Source organism: Marinicellulosiphila megalodicopiae (genome assembly GCF_045862395.1).
Classification (GTDB): Bacteria; Pseudomonadota; Gammaproteobacteria; order Pseudomonadales; family Natronospirillaceae; genus Marinicellulosiphila; species Marinicellulosiphila megalodicopiae.
In genome coordinates this window covers 1282971-1300912 of sequence record NZ_AP023087.1, presented here as the reverse complement: position 1 = coordinate 1300912, position 17942 = coordinate 1282971, and the positions used below count along the sequence as shown (strand labels likewise).

General features: G+C 36.8%; 16 protein-coding genes. 9 read left to right on the top strand and 7 right to left on the bottom strand.

Features of this window, described 5'->3' with window-relative positions; translation table 11 throughout:
- Positions 1-78 precede the first annotated feature (78 nt).
- Both aat and infA read left to right on the top strand, forming a co-directional pair.
- Positions 79-786: a leucyl/phenylalanyl-tRNA--protein transferase gene (gene aat / locus TYM08_RS05575; protein WP_422381979.1), complete on the top strand. Its 708-nt coding sequence runs from the start codon at positions 79-81 to the stop codon at positions 784-786.
- A gap of 75 nt (positions 787-861) precedes the next feature.
- Positions 862-1080: a translation initiation factor IF-1 gene (gene infA, locus TYM08_RS05570; RefSeq protein ID WP_422381978.1), complete on the top strand. Its 219-nt coding sequence runs from the start codon at positions 862-864 to the stop codon at positions 1078-1080.
- A 60-nt stretch (positions 1081-1140) separates the two neighbouring features.
- Here the strand turns inward: infA and TYM08_RS05565 are convergent, their stop codons facing one another.
- Together TYM08_RS05565 and nadB are read right to left on the bottom strand one after the other, a co-directional pair.
- Positions 1141-1383, bottom strand: a complete 243-nt coding sequence (locus tag TYM08_RS05565; RefSeq protein WP_422381977.1) for a hypothetical protein — start codon at positions 1381-1383, stop codon at positions 1141-1143.
- Positions 1384-1914: 531 nt separating this feature from the next.
- Positions 1915-3480, bottom strand: coding sequence for an L-aspartate oxidase (gene nadB / locus TYM08_RS05560; RefSeq protein ID WP_422381976.1), 1566 nt, complete (start codon positions 3478-3480; stop codon positions 1915-1917).
- Between the two features lie 164 nt (positions 3481-3644).
- Here nadB and rpoE point away from each other — a divergent pair, with 164 nt between their 5' ends.
- From rpoE to TYM08_RS05540, 4 genes are read left to right on the top strand one after another with little or no spacing between them, the layout of a single operon-like run.
- Positions 3645-4229, top strand: coding sequence for an RNA polymerase sigma factor RpoE (gene rpoE / locus TYM08_RS05555; protein WP_422381975.1), 585 nt, complete (start codon positions 3645-3647; stop codon positions 4227-4229).
- 9 nt (positions 4230-4238) lie between these two features.
- Positions 4239-4808, top strand: a complete 570-nt coding sequence (locus TYM08_RS05550) for a hypothetical protein (RefSeq protein ID WP_422381974.1) — start codon at positions 4239-4241, stop codon at positions 4806-4808.
- Positions 4809-4813: 5 nt separating this feature from the next.
- Complete coding sequence (locus tag TYM08_RS05545) at positions 4814-5782, top strand: MucB/RseB C-terminal domain-containing protein (RefSeq protein WP_422381973.1); 969 nt, start codon at positions 4814-4816, stop codon at positions 5780-5782.
- Entirely contained in the window at positions 5779-6231 is a 453-nt protein-coding gene (locus TYM08_RS05540; RefSeq protein WP_422381972.1) for a SoxR reducing system RseC family protein, read from the top strand. The genes TYM08_RS05545 and TYM08_RS05540 overlap by 4 nt, the downstream gene beginning before the upstream one ends.
- 54 nt (positions 6232-6285) lie before the next feature.
- On the opposite strand, the gene rlmB is transcribed toward TYM08_RS05540, so the two are convergent.
- A complete protein-coding gene (gene rlmB / locus TYM08_RS05535; RefSeq protein WP_422381971.1) occupies positions 6286-7047 on the bottom strand; it encodes a 23S rRNA (guanosine(2251)-2'-O)-methyltransferase RlmB in 762 nt (253 codons plus the stop codon).
- Positions 7048-7159: 112 nt separating this feature from the next.
- On the opposite strand from rlmB, the gene TYM08_RS05530 reads away from it, so the two are divergent.
- Positions 7160-7471 (top strand): PilZ domain-containing protein, encoded by a 312-nt coding sequence (locus TYM08_RS05530; protein WP_422381970.1) that lies wholly within the window; start codon positions 7160-7162, stop codon positions 7469-7471.
- A 22-nt stretch (positions 7472-7493) separates the two neighbouring features.
- On the opposite strand, the gene TYM08_RS05525 is transcribed toward TYM08_RS05530, so the two are convergent.
- Positions 7494-8021: a hypothetical protein gene (locus TYM08_RS05525; RefSeq protein WP_422381969.1), complete on the bottom strand. Its 528-nt coding sequence runs from the start codon at positions 8019-8021 to the stop codon at positions 7494-7496.
- Positions 8022-8124: 103 nt separating this feature from the next.
- Here TYM08_RS05525 and TYM08_RS05520 point away from each other — a divergent pair, with 103 nt between their 5' ends.
- Positions 8125-9375 (top strand): lipoprotein-releasing ABC transporter permease subunit, encoded by a 1251-nt coding sequence (locus TYM08_RS05520; protein WP_422381968.1) that lies wholly within the window; start codon positions 8125-8127, stop codon positions 9373-9375.
- Positions 9365-10054 carry an ABC transporter ATP-binding protein gene (locus tag TYM08_RS05515; RefSeq protein ID WP_422381967.1) on the top strand — a complete coding sequence of 230 codons (690 nt, stop codon included), beginning with the start codon at positions 9365-9367 and terminating at the stop codon, positions 10052-10054. Before TYM08_RS05520 ends, TYM08_RS05515 begins: the two co-directional genes overlap by 11 nt.
- Positions 10055-10255: 201 nt before the next feature.
- Here the strand turns inward: TYM08_RS05515 and TYM08_RS05510 are convergent, their stop codons facing one another.
- The 3 genes from TYM08_RS05510 to TYM08_RS05500 all read right to left on the bottom strand — a co-directional run bounded on the left by TYM08_RS05510 (position 10256) and on the right by TYM08_RS05500 (position 17917).
- Positions 10256-11677 carry an FAD-dependent oxidoreductase gene (locus TYM08_RS05510; protein WP_422381966.1) on the bottom strand — a complete coding sequence of 474 codons (1422 nt, stop codon included), beginning with the start codon at positions 11675-11677 and terminating at the stop codon, positions 10256-10258.
- A gap of 59 nt (positions 11678-11736) precedes the next feature.
- Positions 11737-16191: a glutamate synthase large subunit gene (gene gltB, locus TYM08_RS05505; RefSeq protein ID WP_422381965.1), complete on the bottom strand. Its 4455-nt coding sequence runs from the start codon at positions 16189-16191 to the stop codon at positions 11737-11739.
- 205 nt (positions 16192-16396) lie between these two features.
- Positions 16397-17917, bottom strand: coding sequence for an AAA family ATPase (locus tag TYM08_RS05500; RefSeq protein WP_422381964.1), 1521 nt, complete (start codon positions 17915-17917; stop codon positions 16397-16399).
- Positions 17918-17942: the final 25 nt, after the last annotated feature.

The following is a 17942-nucleotide window of genomic DNA, read 5'->3' as shown; positions in this document are numbered from 1 at the left end:
TTACCTTATGATAATAAATTAACGAAATAAAACATTTTACCTGTTATAACAGGTAATCGGTACACGAAAAACATTAACATGATTAATATTGCACAATTAAGCTTAACCAATCTTGAATTTCCCCCAACAAGTTTAGCGTTGAGCGAACCTGACGGCCTGTTATGCTTTGGGGGAGATTTAAGCCCACAACGCCTTCTCAATGCCTATAAGAAGGGGATTTTCCCATGGTTCAGCCCCGAAGAGCCCATTTTATGGTGGACACCAAATCCAAGAACCGTATGCCTACCCTGTGACATGCATATTAGTAAAAGTTTAAAAAAATCCGCTAAAAAGGTCGATTACACCATTAAATGGGACACCGCCTTTGAAGAAGTCATTCAATATTGCTGTGATCTTCGCGAAGACAATACCTGGATTAGTCCAGATATCATTGATGCTTACACTGAACTGCATAAACTCGGTCATGCTCACAGCGTGGAAGTTTGGCAAGATAATCTATTGATTGGGGGTTTATATGGACTGCATATTGGTGGTGTATTTTTTGGAGAGTCAATGTTTAGCCTTCAGACCAATGCCTCAAAATATGCGTTTGTGGGTTTGTGCAAACTTTGCAAAACATTAGGTATTGAATTAATTGATGGGCAAGTTGAAAACGATTATTTAAACTCACTAGGATTTGTACAAATTTCACGCAATTTGTTCGAAAATCAAATAAACACCCTGACAAACCATAAAAAAAGACCTTGGCCTGAAGCTTTTTTGACTGTTAATGAATGTTTTATTTAAAACCTTTGAAAAATGGTCACTTTTCAGGCAGAATGCGCGCCTTTCAATATTTTATTAACAAATTAAGGTTTGAACATGGCTAAAGAAGATGTCATTGAAATGGAAGGTGAGATCATTGATACACTTCCAAACACAATGTTCCGTGTGGAATTAGAAAACGGCCACGTCGTTATCGCACACATTTCGGGTAAAATGCGTAAAAACTACATTCGCATTTTAACTGGCGACAAAGTAAAAGTAGAAATGACACCTTACGATCTTACCAAAGGCCGTATCACATACCGCGCACGTTAATTTTAACGAGCACGCATAAAAAAGGCCGCTATATTAGCGGCCTTTTTTGTATCTGATCGTTTAAATGGGTCTTGCACCATAGTTGGATTGTGGTTTTTTAGGAATATCGGTGCGCATATTTTTAGCAACCAATTGAATCTCTCCTCCACCATTAATAAACGCCTCAATATCTGCCTCCATTTCATCACGTAAACGTGTCCTTGAAGTAAGTGTGCGTTCTACTAATGACTCTTCTTCTTTACTGCCAATAAAAGAAGTATCTGCGTATTTAAATTTTAATGATGTTTCTGCTGTTTTAGTCATAATTACTTTCCCTTACAAAATCGAACAATTTATTCATAGTAAGAAAGATAGTTAACTTTTTTTAAATTGAATGTAATAAAAAACGTTAATAAAACTGTTTTAAGTTCGATTAGTTATGTGGGTCAAAACTGTCCGTTTTTTCTCTATTTTTTTAGGGTTTTTGACGGATTATAGGTTAATTTCTGTAACGTTTTATTGGCAGAGGAAAAAATTGTTCACATAAATTTACATATTATTTTAAATATATTTCGTTATGTTTTGAATTGAAAAGAAAAAACTCAAAAATATTTCCATTATTTACCCTTAACTGCTGCTTTGCTCAATTTTACACCGCAAAAAAAAGCCACAAAAATGCGGCTTTTGACTGTAAAAGTTAACAACTAACTTTTTCAATCAACCTGGTAATAATGAATTTAAATCACTAAAAACGCTGATCAAAGCTTGTTTTACTCTGTAATTGCAACAAATTCAAATTTAATCAAATGTTTTATAACCACAATACAATACTTTCAACATGCTATTTTTTACAAATCAATTTGGCCTTAAAACAGTAATTCTTGCCACATCTTTGGTTTCTGGGTAATCCAAAGTGAAATGCAATCCTCGACTTTCTTTTCGCTTTAAAGCTGACTCAATCATCAATTCTGCTACTTGAACAAGATTTCGCAATTCTAATAAATCATTACTGATTTTAAAGTTACTATAAAAATCTTGAATTTCAGTTTGTAATAGTTTAATTCGATGCTGGGCACGCAATAAACGTTTATCCGTTCTCACAATACCGACATAGTCCCACATAAATCGACGAACTTCGTCCCAGTTATGTGAGATGACTACGTTTTCATCTGAATCGGTCACTAATGACTCATCCCATAAAGGTACATCATCAAACTCTTGTTCATCAAAACTGTTGTTAATGGTTTTTGCCACGCTTCTGCCGAATACAATGCACTCTAATAATGAATTACTTGCTAATCGATTCGCGCCATGTAATCCCGTATATGTACATTCACCAATTGCAAACAAGCCAGAAATATCTGTTTTACCATTTAAGTCGGTCATAATTCCACCGCAAGTATAATGGGCAGCAGGCACTACTGGGATTGGGTCTTTTGTCATATCTATGCCATATTTCAAACATTTTTGGTAAATAGTTGGAAAGTGAGAAGTGACAAATTCACTGGATTTATGACTAATATCTAAAAATACGTGATCTAAACCTTTTCGCTTCATTTCATTATCAATGGCTCGGGCGACAATATCACGTGGCGCTAACTCTTTGCGCTCATCGTAATGTTGCATAAATCGATCACCATTGGGTAATGTCAAATGCCCACCTTCACCTCGAATGGCCTCCGTGATTAAAAAGGCTTTGGCTTTTGGGTGATATAAACAAGTGGGATGAAATTGATTAAACTCCATATTAGCTACGCGACATCCAGCTCGCCAAGCCATTGCGATACCATCACCAGAGGCACCATCTGGGTTTGAGGTATATAGATACACTTTACTTGCACCACCTGTTGCTAGTACAACATGGTGCGCTCGCATGGTCACAACGGACTCTTTTTTTATATTATATAAATAAGCACCAATACATCGATTGCCAGGTAAATCTAATTTACGCGTGGTAATTAAGTCCACAGCACTGTGATGTTCAAGTAATGTGATATTATGGCGTTTTTTGACTTTATCTATCAAAGTTGAGCTAATTGCATAACCTGTCGCATCTGCAGCATGAATAATTCGACGATGACTATGTCCACCTTCTTTAGTTAAATGAAGTTGCTTGCCTTCTAAGCTAAAAGGCACTCCTTGATTGATTAACCAATTTAATGCGTCAGTGCCATTTCGAATGGTAAATTTCACAGCACGGTTATCACACAATCCTGCGCCTGCGTTTAATGTGTCAGCAATATGTTCATCAAAACTGTCTAGCTCATCTAATACGCCAGCAATACCACCTTGCGCTTTAGATGAGGAGCCATCCAGTAATTGCGCTTTACACACAATCGCAATTTTTTTAGTGGATTCAAGATTTAAGGCAAGCGTTAGACCCGCAGCACCTGAACCAATAATAAGAACATCAAAATCCATAACATCATCATTTTTATAAAAGTACGCTGATTTTATGCAACTTAACTGTGAATTTATAGAACTTATTACAAAAAGAAGTGGTAAATCCAAAAGTTTTCATCAAAATAAAGAACTTTTAACGACGACCCCAGTCATAACATTACTTTTAAAAACGAGATTATCTCATGATTGTTGAAAACCCGGATTTGCTATTAGTGCGACGCGTTCAGCAAGGTGATAACCGCGCATTTGACCTATTAGTTCTTAAATATCAAAACAAATTAGGCAGCGTAGTAAGCCGCTATATAAAGGACCACGATGAAATCAAAGACGTGGTGCAAGACGCTTTTATTAAAGCATACAAAGCCTTGAATAATTTTCGCGGCGAAAGCGCTTTTTACACTTGGATTTACCGTATTGCAATTAACACCGCTAAAAATTACTTAATGGCACGTTCAAGAAAAGTCCCTCAATGGGATGTAGATATCAGCGATGCGCACTCTTATGAAGGCGCTGAAAAATTAGCCGATAGCCTAACTCCTGAAAATGCTTTAGCTACTCAACAACTGGAGGACCAATTGTATAAAGCAATTGCGCAATTACCCGAAGATTTAAAAACCGCATTAACTTTACGTGAATTTGACGGTTTAAGTTATGAAGAAATTGCTGTTGCGATGGAAACACCGATAGGCACCGTTCGATCGCGTATTTTCAGAGCACGCGCCTCAGTTGACCAATCCATTCACCATTTAAGCAGTAAAACTGCATAGGAGCCGATAATGACCGACCCAATAAACGAAAGCTTTTCCGCTCTATTAGATGATGAAGCAAGCTCAATTGACATTCAACGCCTTCTAAAAGCGATGGACAGTCACCCAGACAAAATCACTCAGTGGAAGCAAGTAGCTGCTGGACATAGTTCATGTCAAGGTGAGCAGAGTTTTGATGTTTTAAGTCAAGTTAACCAGGCCCTTTACGCTCAAGGGGAAATTGACACGCTTGCTGTTCATCAAATTAATGCCAAGCCTATTGTTGAACAACAAGTACCGGCCAATGCCACTTTTTTCACTCGTTCTAAAAAATGGATTGGTTCAGCAACGATTGCTGCAAGTGTTTGCGCTGCGACTGTGCTTGGCATTAATAGTTTTGAAATTGAGCCAACTGGACAACTTCAAAACACCAGTGTGATGGCAACTGGCAATCCGGTTGCCACACCAATTGGCAAAGAAGGTTTGTTCATTCAGCAACAATTAAAAGAGCACTTCCAACAGCACTCTTCTCAAACTTCATTTGGTACGACAATTGATCCTTCAACACAAGTTGAAGTTAAATGGAAATCGGCTGAGTAATTAAAATGCGTAGACTAGCTTTTGGTTTGATTATTGGACTATTAGTATGCGCTTACTCACAAGCCAATATGGCAACCATGTGGTTTGATCGCATGGGTAACGCCATAACCGAGCGCGATTATCAAGGCACGTATATTGTTAGAGGCGAAGATAAACTCTTTGCCTATTACCTACAACACACATATAAAAACAATCAATCCGTTGAACGGATTTTACAATTAGACCAAGATGGTATTGAAATCATTTCTAATGAAACTTCGATTATTCAAGTGACACCATCTCAATTAAAACCTCAATTAACTCACATAAGTAAACCTTCGCCCTTTTCAATATTTGCCAATTTAAACAGCGATCAATTGCTCAATAATTATGAAATCAGCTTGCAACCAAAAGAGCGAATATGCGGCCATCAAGCAATCGTATTAGAATTAAATGCAGACCAGTGGCGTCATAGTTATCGAATATGGATTGAAGAGTCATCCGCATTGCCACTAAAAATTGCTATGGTTGACTCTAAAAATCAAACCATTGAAGAATATCGTTTCATAGATATTGAAATCAAACAACAGGGGGAGTTTGTTACTCTGCCCACTTATGAAAAAACACATGAACACAGCACAATTGTTTCAAAACTCAAACAATCTGATAGCTGGATGCAACCTGGGTTAGTTTCACCAATTACATGGCGTCCGAACAATTTTGTGTTAGTGAATAGTTTGACCATTCATTCTGGATCAGATCATTATGAAAACTATACGTACAGTGATGGTTTAAATAATTTCTCGGTGTTTATTTCCAATAAAACAAACAATTCAAGTGTTATTGAAGAATCAATTAAAACGATGGGCGCTACAAATATTTTAGTAACGGTTAAAGATCAAAAGTTAATATCCATATTAGGCGAAGTTCCTATACAAGCTTTGCAAAAAATAGCACAATCTGTTGAATTTACTGATGAAGAAATAACACCATGATCGTTGAAAATGCTTGGGTCGAATCAATAATTGACAATCAAATCACTTTACAAACCGTAAGAAGTGCTTCATGTCAGTCTTGCAAAGCAAAAAGTGGATGCGGACAAGCATTATTATCCAAAATTGGCGATGAAGAACAACAGGTTAAAAAAAATAATATCACTATTTTTTCAGATGAAACAGTTTCCATTGGCGAAGAAGTAGAATTAATTTTACCTGAAAACAGCTTAGTATTAGCCGCATTAATAATGTACTTAATGCCTTTATTGATGATGATGTTTTTTGCATTAACGGCATCATTATTAAATTTACATGATGTTGCAGTTAGCTTAATTGGCTTAATTGGCTTAGCTATGGGTTTTGCATCTATCACTTTATTAAATAATCAAATAAATACTGGTGAGAATTTCGAACCAAAACTTCGTCGAAAATTAATTAAAATTGCCTAAATACGAATAATTTTAGGCAATCTCGATTTATTGGATTGCACTACAAACATAATATTAAGCTTTTTTCATTCTACGTCGAACCACCTCAAACAAACAAATGCCCGTTGCAACTGAAACATTCAAAGAGCTAACTGAACCATGCATTGGTAATTTTACTAACTCATCACAGGTTTCTTTCGTTAATCGACGCATGCCGTCGCCTTCCGCACCCATCACAATAATACGAGATCCAGAAAGATCAGCATCATATAAATAAGTTGTCGCTTCTCCGGCGGTCCCAGTTAACCAAAACCCCTTTTCTTTTAATTCATTTAAAGTTCTAGCCAAATTGGTTACAAAAAATAAAGGGATGTTTTCGCCTGCACCACAAGCTACTTTTAACGCCGTTGACGTTAGTTGAGCTGAGTTATCTTTTGGCACAATCACACAAGCAACCCCCGCAGCATCCGCGCTTCGTAAGCATGCACCCAAATTATGAGGATCCGTTACACCATCTAATACAAGCACCAATGGATCTTTCCCTGCTTTTCCAAGTACTTCATCTAACTGGCTTTCTTGAAATTGCTCTATTTGCGTACAAAACGCTAACACACCTTGGTGAGTTGAATCCCCAAGTTTATGTAAATCAATGGATCTAAAAAAGCTTTGTTTATTCACGCGTTTAATGCGAATTTTTTTCTCTTTTGCTAAATCCCAAAGGGCCTTAACCCGCTGATCTTTCCGCTCTTCTTGCACGATAATTTCACGAACTCTAGGGTTAGGACTTTCACATAACGACTTAACCGCATGTATACCAAATACAATTTCTTCCGACATTTCACTACCCTTTTAAAAAAAGTCATTATACTTAAGGAATACTTAAATTGGTGACGAATTTAATAATTATTTTATAAATTTGTTAACGGCATAAATTAATAAAGAGTGAAATATGAACCCGACCAACCAAAGACAATTTCAGCGCGTCAATTTAAACGCTCCGATTTCAATTTTATGTAACAATCAACCCGATATTATTGCACGATCCTTTGACTTTTCAGAAAATGGCGTTTATGTCATTTTAGAAGAAGACCAAAGTTCACATTTGAATATTGGAAATATTGTACGAATCCAGTTTCAAGGATTAAATTACACACCACCGGTCATGACTGCTGAAGTGGTCAGAAAAGATAGATTAGGTTGTGGTTTATTATTGCTAGATACTTACCAAGATGGGCAATTAATAGAAAATACTATTCAGTAATTATTGATTGACTTTAATTGGCTCAACTAGAACGTTGAGCCGTTTGCTCTTTCATTAAATGTTGAACCAATTTTTGTCTTTGTGTTTCAGCTAATTTCTCAAATTGGATATGGCATTTATCCTGTGAGGATTGATCTACCAAAGTACCCTGACAATACACTACCTGATAACTGGGTGTAAAAATCACCATTATTGCTAATTCAGTATTTAATCCATAAACGTCTTTTGAAACAAAAGACATCCCACCCTCACCAATTTCAATTGACTGAGTGACTAAATTAGCACTTTCAATTGCTTTTTGTTGCACCAGTTTTAATACAATATCGATTTTTTGATTTTGTAAATTTAAAATTTTATGAGCAGTTTTGTCCTTTAATAAATTAAGCTGCTCAAAACAATCATTGTTAATCTCTTCTAATTGCTGGTGTAGCGTAAACTGACTGATTTTAGGAAAATATTCGGGGATCGAATTATGGTCTTGATCAATTGGGGCAACCGCAACAAATGCATTGGTCGTTACACGGAAATATTCTCTTCTTTCGTTGTCCATACCTTACCCTTAATTCAAACCATTAAAACAATACTGTATTTAGCTTTGTGCTTCTTTTAAGTGTAGGCGATAATACCTAACTTTTATTAATTTCAGGAATATTATGAATCATTTTCACTGGTACGTTGGATTGCGCTTTTTACGGGCGAAACGACGAGATGGATTTTTATCTTTTTTAACTATTTTTTCAATGCTCGGGATGATTTTGGGTGTTGCGGCACTCATTATTGTGTTATCCGTTATGAATGGATTTGAAAAAGAATTAAAAGACAAAGTACTTTCTTTTGTCCCTCATGCGGTTTTATTTGATCAATTTCCTATTGAAAACTGGCAGGAAAGTGCAAAAAAAGCACAATCTCATCCTCATGTCACCGCCGCAAGCGGCTTTACCGAAGTTCAAGGATTACTTGCATCCAATAGAAATAATCGTGGTGCCGTAGTTCAAGGCATTCAACCATCTGATCTTTATGAAAATACAGGATTTGATGAATCAACCATTTCCCAAGAGTTATTAGATAAATTAGAAAATGATCGCTTTGGCATTATTCTTGGCCAGTCGATGGCAGCAAGTTTAGGGTTATTTATTGGCGATAAAGTTAAATTGATTGTACCCGAACAAACCAGTATTAATTTTAGCGGCGTTGACCTGATGGACAAACGATTTACTTTAATTGGCACTTTTAACGTTCGCTCAGAAATTGATGAAAATGGCGCATTAATACACATCAGAGATGCTGCAAGTCTGCTACGTTTACCTAAGAATAGCGCCATGAGCATTCAGATTAAAACGGATGATTTATTTATGGCAAATCAATATGCAAGAGAGGTACGAGACTTATTTGATCGAAACTTTAGAGTCAATGACTGGACATTAATGCATGGTAACTTATATGCCTCGATTCAAATGGAACGAAAAATGATTGTCCTTTTACTTTCACTCATCATTGCGGTGGCTTCTTTTAATATATTGACCAGTTTAATGATGGTTGTAAATGACAAACAAGGTGATATCGCCATTTTAAGAACCATGGGCACAACACCAAATCAAATTATGAAAATATTTTTAGTTCAAGGGACGTTCATTGGTGTCATTGGTACTTTTGCTGGCGCGTTAATCGGCACTTTATGTGCCTATTATTTATCTGAAATCATTGGGTTTTTGGAAGTAGCGTTTGGATTCCAGGTATTAGATCCAACCGTTTATTTCACTTCAACTTTTCCTTCAGACCCAAGAATGGAAGATATTCTTTTAATCTGTTTATTCTCCTTAAAGTTAAGTTTTTTAGTGACAATCATACCTTCAAGAAAAGCAGCACATGTTCCACCAGCAGAGGCATTACGTTATGAAGTGTAATTTACAATGCGTTAATTTAACCAAGTCATACCAAATTGGCAGCCAAACTCAAGTTGTATTAAATAATATAAACGCCTCATTTAATGAGGGTGAAATTATTGCAATTATGGGTGCTTCTGGATCAGGGAAATCAACATTATTAAACATGCTTGCTGGCTTAGATATTTCTACTGAAGGGGAAGTGTTATTAGTTGGGCAATCTTATAATAAGACAAATGAAACAAAGATCAGCTCCCTTCGAAATAAACACATGGGGTTTGTTTTTCAAGGCCATCATTTGTTAAGCGAGTTTTCTGCATTAGAAAATGTTTTAATGCCTATTTCCATTTCAAAAAAACCAAGTAATGATCAAACTGAATACGCAAAAAAATTAATGGATCAAGTTGGACTTTCCCATCGTTATAACCATAAACCGTCTGAATTATCTGGCGGAGAAAGACAACGTGTTGCAATTGCAAGATCCCTGGTTAACAGACCAGATGTGGTTTTAATGGATGAACCTACAGGAAATTTAGATGATGACAATACACAGCAAGTCCATGAATTGATCGTGCAACTTAACCAACAACACCCAGCCACGTTTATTATTGTGACACACAACCGTGATTTAGCTAATGGTTTGCCCAAGCGCTATTTACTTAAAAATGGTCAACTCATTGAAGTGACTGAAGATTTTTAAATAAAAAGCCCCGATCTTGGACCCAGCAAGATCAGGGCAGTTAGACATTTTATTTATTCGACCCAAATAAACCAACCCAATGACTAACAACAAAGATGATAATGATTATCATTTATATTTGCAAGTGAATTTTTCATATAAGCAAAAAAAAAGCACTCAATTGAGTGCTTTTTTATTTAAGTTTTTTAGGTTTAAGAAAGTTTAAACATCTAAATAATCCAAAATACCTTTTGCAGCTTCACGACCTTCCCAAATAGCGGTTACCACAAGGTCAGATCCACGAACCATATCTCCACCAGCAAATACTTTTTTATTGGTCGTTTGGAACGGGAATTCCGCTTTTTCTGGAGCGATTACGCCATCCCAATCATTTAACTGGATATCAAAATCGCCAAACCAAGCAGCCGGACTTGGACGGAAACCAAACGCTACTAACACAGAATCTGCTTCAATGATTTCTTCAGAACCCTCTACAACTTCTGGGCGACGACGACCATTTTCATCAGGTTCACCTAATTTAGTGGTGACGACTTTAATGCCTTTGCACACCCCATTTTCACCAACAATTTCAATTGGTTGACGGTTAAATTTAAATTTAACGCCTTCTTCTTTTGCATTAGTGACTTCTTTGCGCGAACCCGGCATGTTTTCTTCGTCACGACGATAAACACAGGTAACACTGGTTGCTTGTTGACGAATAGATGTGCGGTTACAGTCCATAGCAGTGTCACCACCACCTAGTACAACCACTTTTTTACCTTTCACATCAATGTAATCACTTGAATCTTTTTCAAAACCCAAACAACGATTAACATTACTGATCAAAAATGGAAGTGCATCATGAACACCATCCATATCTTCACCTGGGAAACCACCTTTCATGTATGTGTATGTTCCCATGCCCATAAACACTGCATCGTAGTTATCCAACAACTCTTGCATTTGCACATCTTTACCAATTTCTGTGTTTAATTTAAATTCAACACCCATTTCAGTAAAGATTTTGCGACGCGTAGACATCACTGTTTTTTCTAATTTAAATTCAGGAATACCAAATGTTAGTAATCCACCAATTTCTGGATTCATATCAAACACAACAGGCGTTACACCGTTACGAATAAGTATATCCGCACAACCTAATCCAGCTGGTCCAGCACCAATAATGGCAACACGTTTATCAGTTTTAACCACCTGACTCATGTCTGGTTTCCAACCCATAGCAATTGCAGTATCTGTAATATATTTTTCAGTATTACCAATAGATACGGCACCAAAACCATCATTTAATGTACAAGCACCTTCACACAGACGATCTTGTGGACAAACACGCCCACACACCTCTGGCAAAGAATTAGTTTCGTGACTTAAATTAGCCGCTTCAATAATATTGCCTTCGCTGACCAGTTTTAACCAGTTTGGAATGTAGTTATGCACGGGGCATTTCCACTCGCAATAAGGGTTACCACATTCTAAGCAGCGGTGTGACTGATCAGCTGTATGATCAAGGCTTGCAGGTTCGTATATTTCAACAAATTCATGCTTTCGCTTTGATAATGCAATTTTTTTAGGGTCTTTACGTCCAACATCTACAAATTGGAAATCGTTATTTAATCTTTTTGTCATATTCTTTTACCTACTTCAACTCTCATGAGTATCCGTTCAGATGAACCATTACTACTTTATCACTCTGAACGAGCGCGGGTGTGGTTTAATAACTTACTTAAACTTGCGGCTTTAGGTTTAATTAACCAGAATTTCGCTTGATAATCATCGAAATTAGCTAGAATCTCCTGTCCCCATGCGCTACCTGTTTTTTCAACAAATCGTTCTATTTGAGCGCGTAAATGTTCACGATGCCCTTCAGTGTTTTCGTTATTGATACGATGAATATCAATCAATTCACTGTTAATTCGATCGTGAAAATCATTTTTAATATCTAACACATAAGCAAAACCGCCAGTCATACCCGCACCAAAGTTAGTGCCTGTTTCACCTAACACAGTAATTTGACCACCTGTCATGTATTCACAACAATGATCTCCGGCACCTTCAATCACTGCCACACAACCCGAGTTTCTCACAGCAAATCGTTCACCGGCACAACCCGCAGCATATAATTCACCGCCTGTAGCACCATACAAACAGGTGTTACCGATAATGGAAGTTTCTTGAGTTTGGAAATCGGAATTTTTTGGAGGGAAAATGGATATTTCTCCGCCAGCCATGCCTTTACCAACATAATCGTTTGCATCGCCTTCAAGACTTAGATTTAGACCACCTGCATTAAATACGCCGAATGATTGTCCTCCAATACCTTTTAAATTCAATTTAATTGGTGCGTCGACCATACCTAAATCGCCATATAACGCAGCTATTTCACCAGATAATCTTGCACCGATTGAACGGTCACAATTGCCAATATGGTATTCAAATTCTCCACCTGATTTGGCCTGAATAGCTGGCAATATTTCATTAACCATGGCTTCGGCTTTTTCGCCTTTATCAAATGGCTCGTTTTTAACAACTTCACAAGTATGTGGTTTTTCAGCAGGAATTTGATCACTGAATAACAAAGCACTTAAATCAATGTGTTTTTGCTTATCCGTTTGACCACTATTTTGTTCAAGTAAATCAGTTCGACCAACAATTTCTTGAATGGATCGATAACCCATTGATGCTAACAATTCACGCACTTCTTCAGCTACAAACGTAAAGAAATGTTTAACCATTTGCACGGTGCCGATGTAATGTTTCTCACGAAGGTATTCGTTTTGAGTTGCCACGCCTGTTGCACAGTTATTTAGATGACAAATACGTAAATATTTACAACCTAATGCAACCATTGGTGTTGTGCCAAAACCATAACTCTCAGCCCCCATTAAAGCGGCTTTTAAAACATCTAAACCCGTTTTTAAACCACCGTCAGCTTGAACTCGAACTTTTCCACGCAAATCATTACCACGTAATGTTTGGTGAACTTCACTTAAACCTAGCTCCCATGGAGATCCTGCATGGCGAATAGATGTCAAAGGAGAAGCAGCGGTGCCACCGTCATAGCCAGAAATAGTAATTAAATCAGCGTATGCTTTAGCAACACCAGCGGCAATCGTGCCTACACCTGGTTCAGATACCAACTTAACTGAAATTAATGCATTCGGATTTACTTGCTTCAAGTCATAAATTAATTGAGCTAAATCTTCAATTGAATAAATATCATGATGCGGTGGCGGAGAAATTAATGTCACACCTGGAACAGAAAATCGCAAAGATGCAATCAATTGGTTCACTTTACCACCTGGTAATTGACCACCTTCACCAGGTTTAGCACCTTGAGCCACTTTAATCTGAATTACTTCAGCACTGCGCAAGTATTCTGGGGTCACCCCAAAACGACCTGATGCTACTTGTTTGATTTTTGAACGTTTAATAGTGCCGTAACGGCGTTTATCTTCCCCGCCTTCACCTGAGTTTGAACGACCACCTAATTCATTCATTGCTTGAGCTAACGCTTCATGGGCCTCCGGTGACAATGCACCAAGGCTCATTGCTGCTGAATCAAAACGTTTAAACATTGATTCTAAAGGCTCTACTTCATCAATTCTAATAGGTTTACGATCTGACTTAACTGATAATAAATCACGAATTGTTGCTGTCGGACGCAAGTTTACTAAATCACGATATTTATTGTAGTACTTACGATCACCTGTTTGAACGGCATCTTGCACTGCTTTAACCACATCTGGGTTAAATGCATGATACTCGCCATCATGAACGTATTTTAAATTCCCGCCCTGTAATATCGGTTTTCTTGCTTTTTTAGCAAAATCATTAAGCATGATTTGCTCTTGATTGAAATGATCAAAGCTTGCACCTTTAATTCGTGATACAACCCCTTTAAAACAGATATTACAAATGTCTTCGTTTAGACCAATCGCTTCAAATAATTGCGCACCGCGATAAGAGGCAATGGTCGAAATACCCATTTTAGACATAATTTTATAAAGGCCTTTATTTATGCCTTTACGATAATTTTTATGCAGCTCAAATCGGTCTCCTAGTATTTCTTTTGTGTCCAATAAGTCATCAATTACTTTGTAACTTAAATATGGAAATACAGCAGTTGCACCAAAACCAAATGCTACAGCAAATTGATGCGGGTCACGTATTGAGCCTGTTTCTAAAATAATAGAACAATCAGCACGCAATCCTTTATCTAATAAACGGTGATGAACAGCACCAGAAGCCATTAAGACAGGAATCATTAACTGATCATTACTAATGCTTCTATCAGATAACACAATAATCGCCTTACCTGATCGAGTTAGATCTTCAACTTGATCACATACTGCTTCAATTGCAGATTTAAGATCTAAGTTTCGATCGTAACCAAGCTCAACTTTAGCATTTGCAAACAATGGATCTTTTTGAGAAAGGATGTGTTTGAATTTCAAAGGCGATAATACTGGTGTACCTAAGATTATACGTTTTGCATGATGCGCTTCAGGGTAAAATAAATTACCTTCACCACCTAATATTGTCTCTAAAGACATGACAACTGCTTCACGCAGAGGATCGATTGGTGGGTTGGTTACTTGGGCAAATTGTTGGCGGAAATAGTCGCCTACATTTCGAATACGCGCAGATAAAACCGCCATGGGTGTATCATCACCCATCGAACCAATTGCTTCTTGACCAGTTTCGGCTAATGGACGCAAAACTTGATCGCGCTCTTCGAAAGATACTTGATGCAATTTCATTTGAAATTTAAGTTGATCTTTATCGACTTTTTTCTCTTCATTTTCATTTTCATGAAGTCTTGCTGTTACACGAACTGCATTGTCACGCAACCATTGTTTATATGGATGAGTCGACTTTAATTTATTGTCGATTTCTTCAGTTTGTAGAAATTCACCAGTTTGCGTATCAATAGCAACAATGCGGCCAGGTCCTACACGACCTTTTGCGATCACATCTTCAGGCTTGTAATTGTATGTACCAATTTCAGATGCCAAAGTAATAAAGCCATCTTTAGTAATGACCCAACGTGACGGACGTAAACCATTACGATCCAATAAACATACAGCATAACGACCATCAGTTAATACAACACCGGCAGGGCCATCCCATGGCTCCATATGCATTGAATTAAATTCATGGAACGCTCGTAGGTCAGAATCCATAGTTTCAACATTTTGCCATGCAGGTGGAATCATTGTTCGACAAGCTTGGAATATGTTCATACCACCCAAAACAAGCATTTCAAGTAAATTATCCATACTTGAAGAATCCGATCCCGTTGTATTTACAATCGGTAATAACTCTTCAACATTTGGAATTAATTTACTGACTAATTTTGTATCACGAGAACGCGCCCAGTTTCGATTGCCTTCAACAGTATTAATTTCACCATTGTGAGCCAACATTCTAAAAGGTTGTGCTAAAGGCCATTTTGGAGCGGTATTGGTAGAAAAACGCTGATGGAAAACACAGATTGCTGTTTCTAGCTTTTCATTACCCAAGTCTTGATAAAAACCAGGTAAATCCACTGGCATAACCAACCCTTTATAGGAAATTGTTTGCTCAGATAAACTCGCAATATAAAAATCCGAGTCGGCAACTGCAACCATTGCTTGCTCAGCAAAGCGACGAGCTCTAAATAACTCTACAGCAAATTTTTCAGAAGTTAAATCTGGTCCTTCCACAAAAACTTGCTCAAATTTTGGCAAGCAAGCTAAAGCCATTGGGCCACAAAAAGAAGTATCAATAGGCACTTCTCTCCAGCCCACGACATTCAACCCTGTTTTAGCTAAAGCAGCATTTACCGCTTCTCGACCAATATTTGCCTTGATATCGTCAGCATTTAAAAAAATCATGCCTACGGCATAACGCTCATTTAATTCATGGGAAAATAAAGACGTGGACTCTTCTCTAAGGAAGGCATCGGGCTTTTGTAATAATAAACCACAACCATCACCTGTTTTACCATCTGCAGCAATACCGCCACGGTGGGTCATACAAGTTAGGGATTCAATTGCAGTTTTTAACAAACGATGGCTTTGCTTGCCATGCATATGCGCAATTAAACCAAAACCACAGTTATCTTTAAATTCGCTTGGGTTATACAAACCTTTACTCATCGGATAGGACTCTTAATTCAAAATCAAATACATCAGATACATCCTAAGGAACATACCTATAATCTCTTGGCGTCTTAATCAATAAATGAACATAAATAGATGCGCCTTCCCCAATCGGTTTTTAATAAGCAACGCAGAAATGGGCAAGGTATAATACACACAGATCATGTTATATTCAAATTTATGAGTGTTTGGTCACTTTTTATCAGGGATCTAACAAAGGTCTTATTGAATCAATTGTGCGCGTCCAAGTATCCATATCTCGTATGATTTTAGGGGCTTGAGACAAAGCTTGCTGCGCTTGCTGTTTCGTTTCAAATAAACCTAAAACGGCAACATAATAATCCTTATTGTTTAAAACTCGTCTGTATTTATGCCATTCAAATTGTTTATAATCATTTATAAAATCAACAATACTCTGCTCGTTATACGATCCAATTACTTGCACAGTCCAACCTGAGTTAACATAAAACCAATCGTTTTCATTTTCTTGATCCGTTTTTTCAACAATTTGCGGATCACTTTGCGAAAGTTTTATTAAAGGTTGTGCAATATCTAAAACCTCTTCGACGGGTAATTTTGCAATTTTATTTTCAACTTGCAAACCAGCTCCAGGTTCATTAATAATTATATCCAACTCATCAACTTCATTTAATTGGGTGATTTTTGACTCTAATTCAGGATTAATTTCTTTTATATTTTCCATTTCATTTTTTATTATTTCTGGGTTTTGCTGCACCACTTCTTCTTTCTGTTCTTCTAAAAGTAATTGATGTTCACTAGCTTGTTGAAGCTTTTCTAACACAGAATTTGCCTTCGCTAAAACTTCATCACTAGTAGGCTGTGATATCAATTCTAACTGAGTAGTCTGACTTGAGCTTTGATCTTCCAATTGATTTTGTTGATTAAAATAAAAAGCTGAAATTAAAAGTATTAACCCAAAAACACCCGCAGACACTATTATAATAGGTAACTGTGAACGATTAACAGGCTGATCAAGTGATTGAATTAAATACTCAGGAGTTAAAAGATTTATTTTTGCAGGAATCCCTTGACTCATTTCATAAATTCTTTTTATATCGAACGAACTTAAGGGGATTTTTTCCGAACGACCTGCTTTTTGAAAGTACAAAGTCAAATAGGATTTAGTTTCTTCAATAGACAATGATTTTAAAAATAAATGATAAGATTGATCTGTATCTTCAGCATATTCACAATTTGCCTCCAATAAACTCTGCTCACCTGCAAATAAAACTTTCAATTGTATTTCAAACTTTTCAAAATTCATTTTTAATTTAATGAACTGTTCAAAAATTTCTGAATTCAATAGATGAGCATCATCAATGCATAATAATAAAATTGAACAACCTTCAGACTGTAGATTCTCACAAACTTCTGCAGCGAAAACTTCAAGTGAAGCATTTTTTGAAAGGGTTAATTCATATTCTAATAATACGGATTTTAAAATATCATCTAATTTCGTTTCATTTGTAACAGGAAGATAAACACTTTTCCACATAGAACTAGGAACACAAACCAGATTTTTTAAAAAATTAGTTTTACCAATACCTTGCTGCCCATAAATAAACACATTAAATTCACTAAAAGCGACAAGGTGCTCTATCTTTTCCAGCAAATGTCCTCTACCACCTGCTGTTGAAAACATCGCATCCACAGGCAATTCAAATGGATTAAATTCAAGGCCGTAATAATCAAGATACTCCATTTTGAATCCCTTTTAATTAACAATT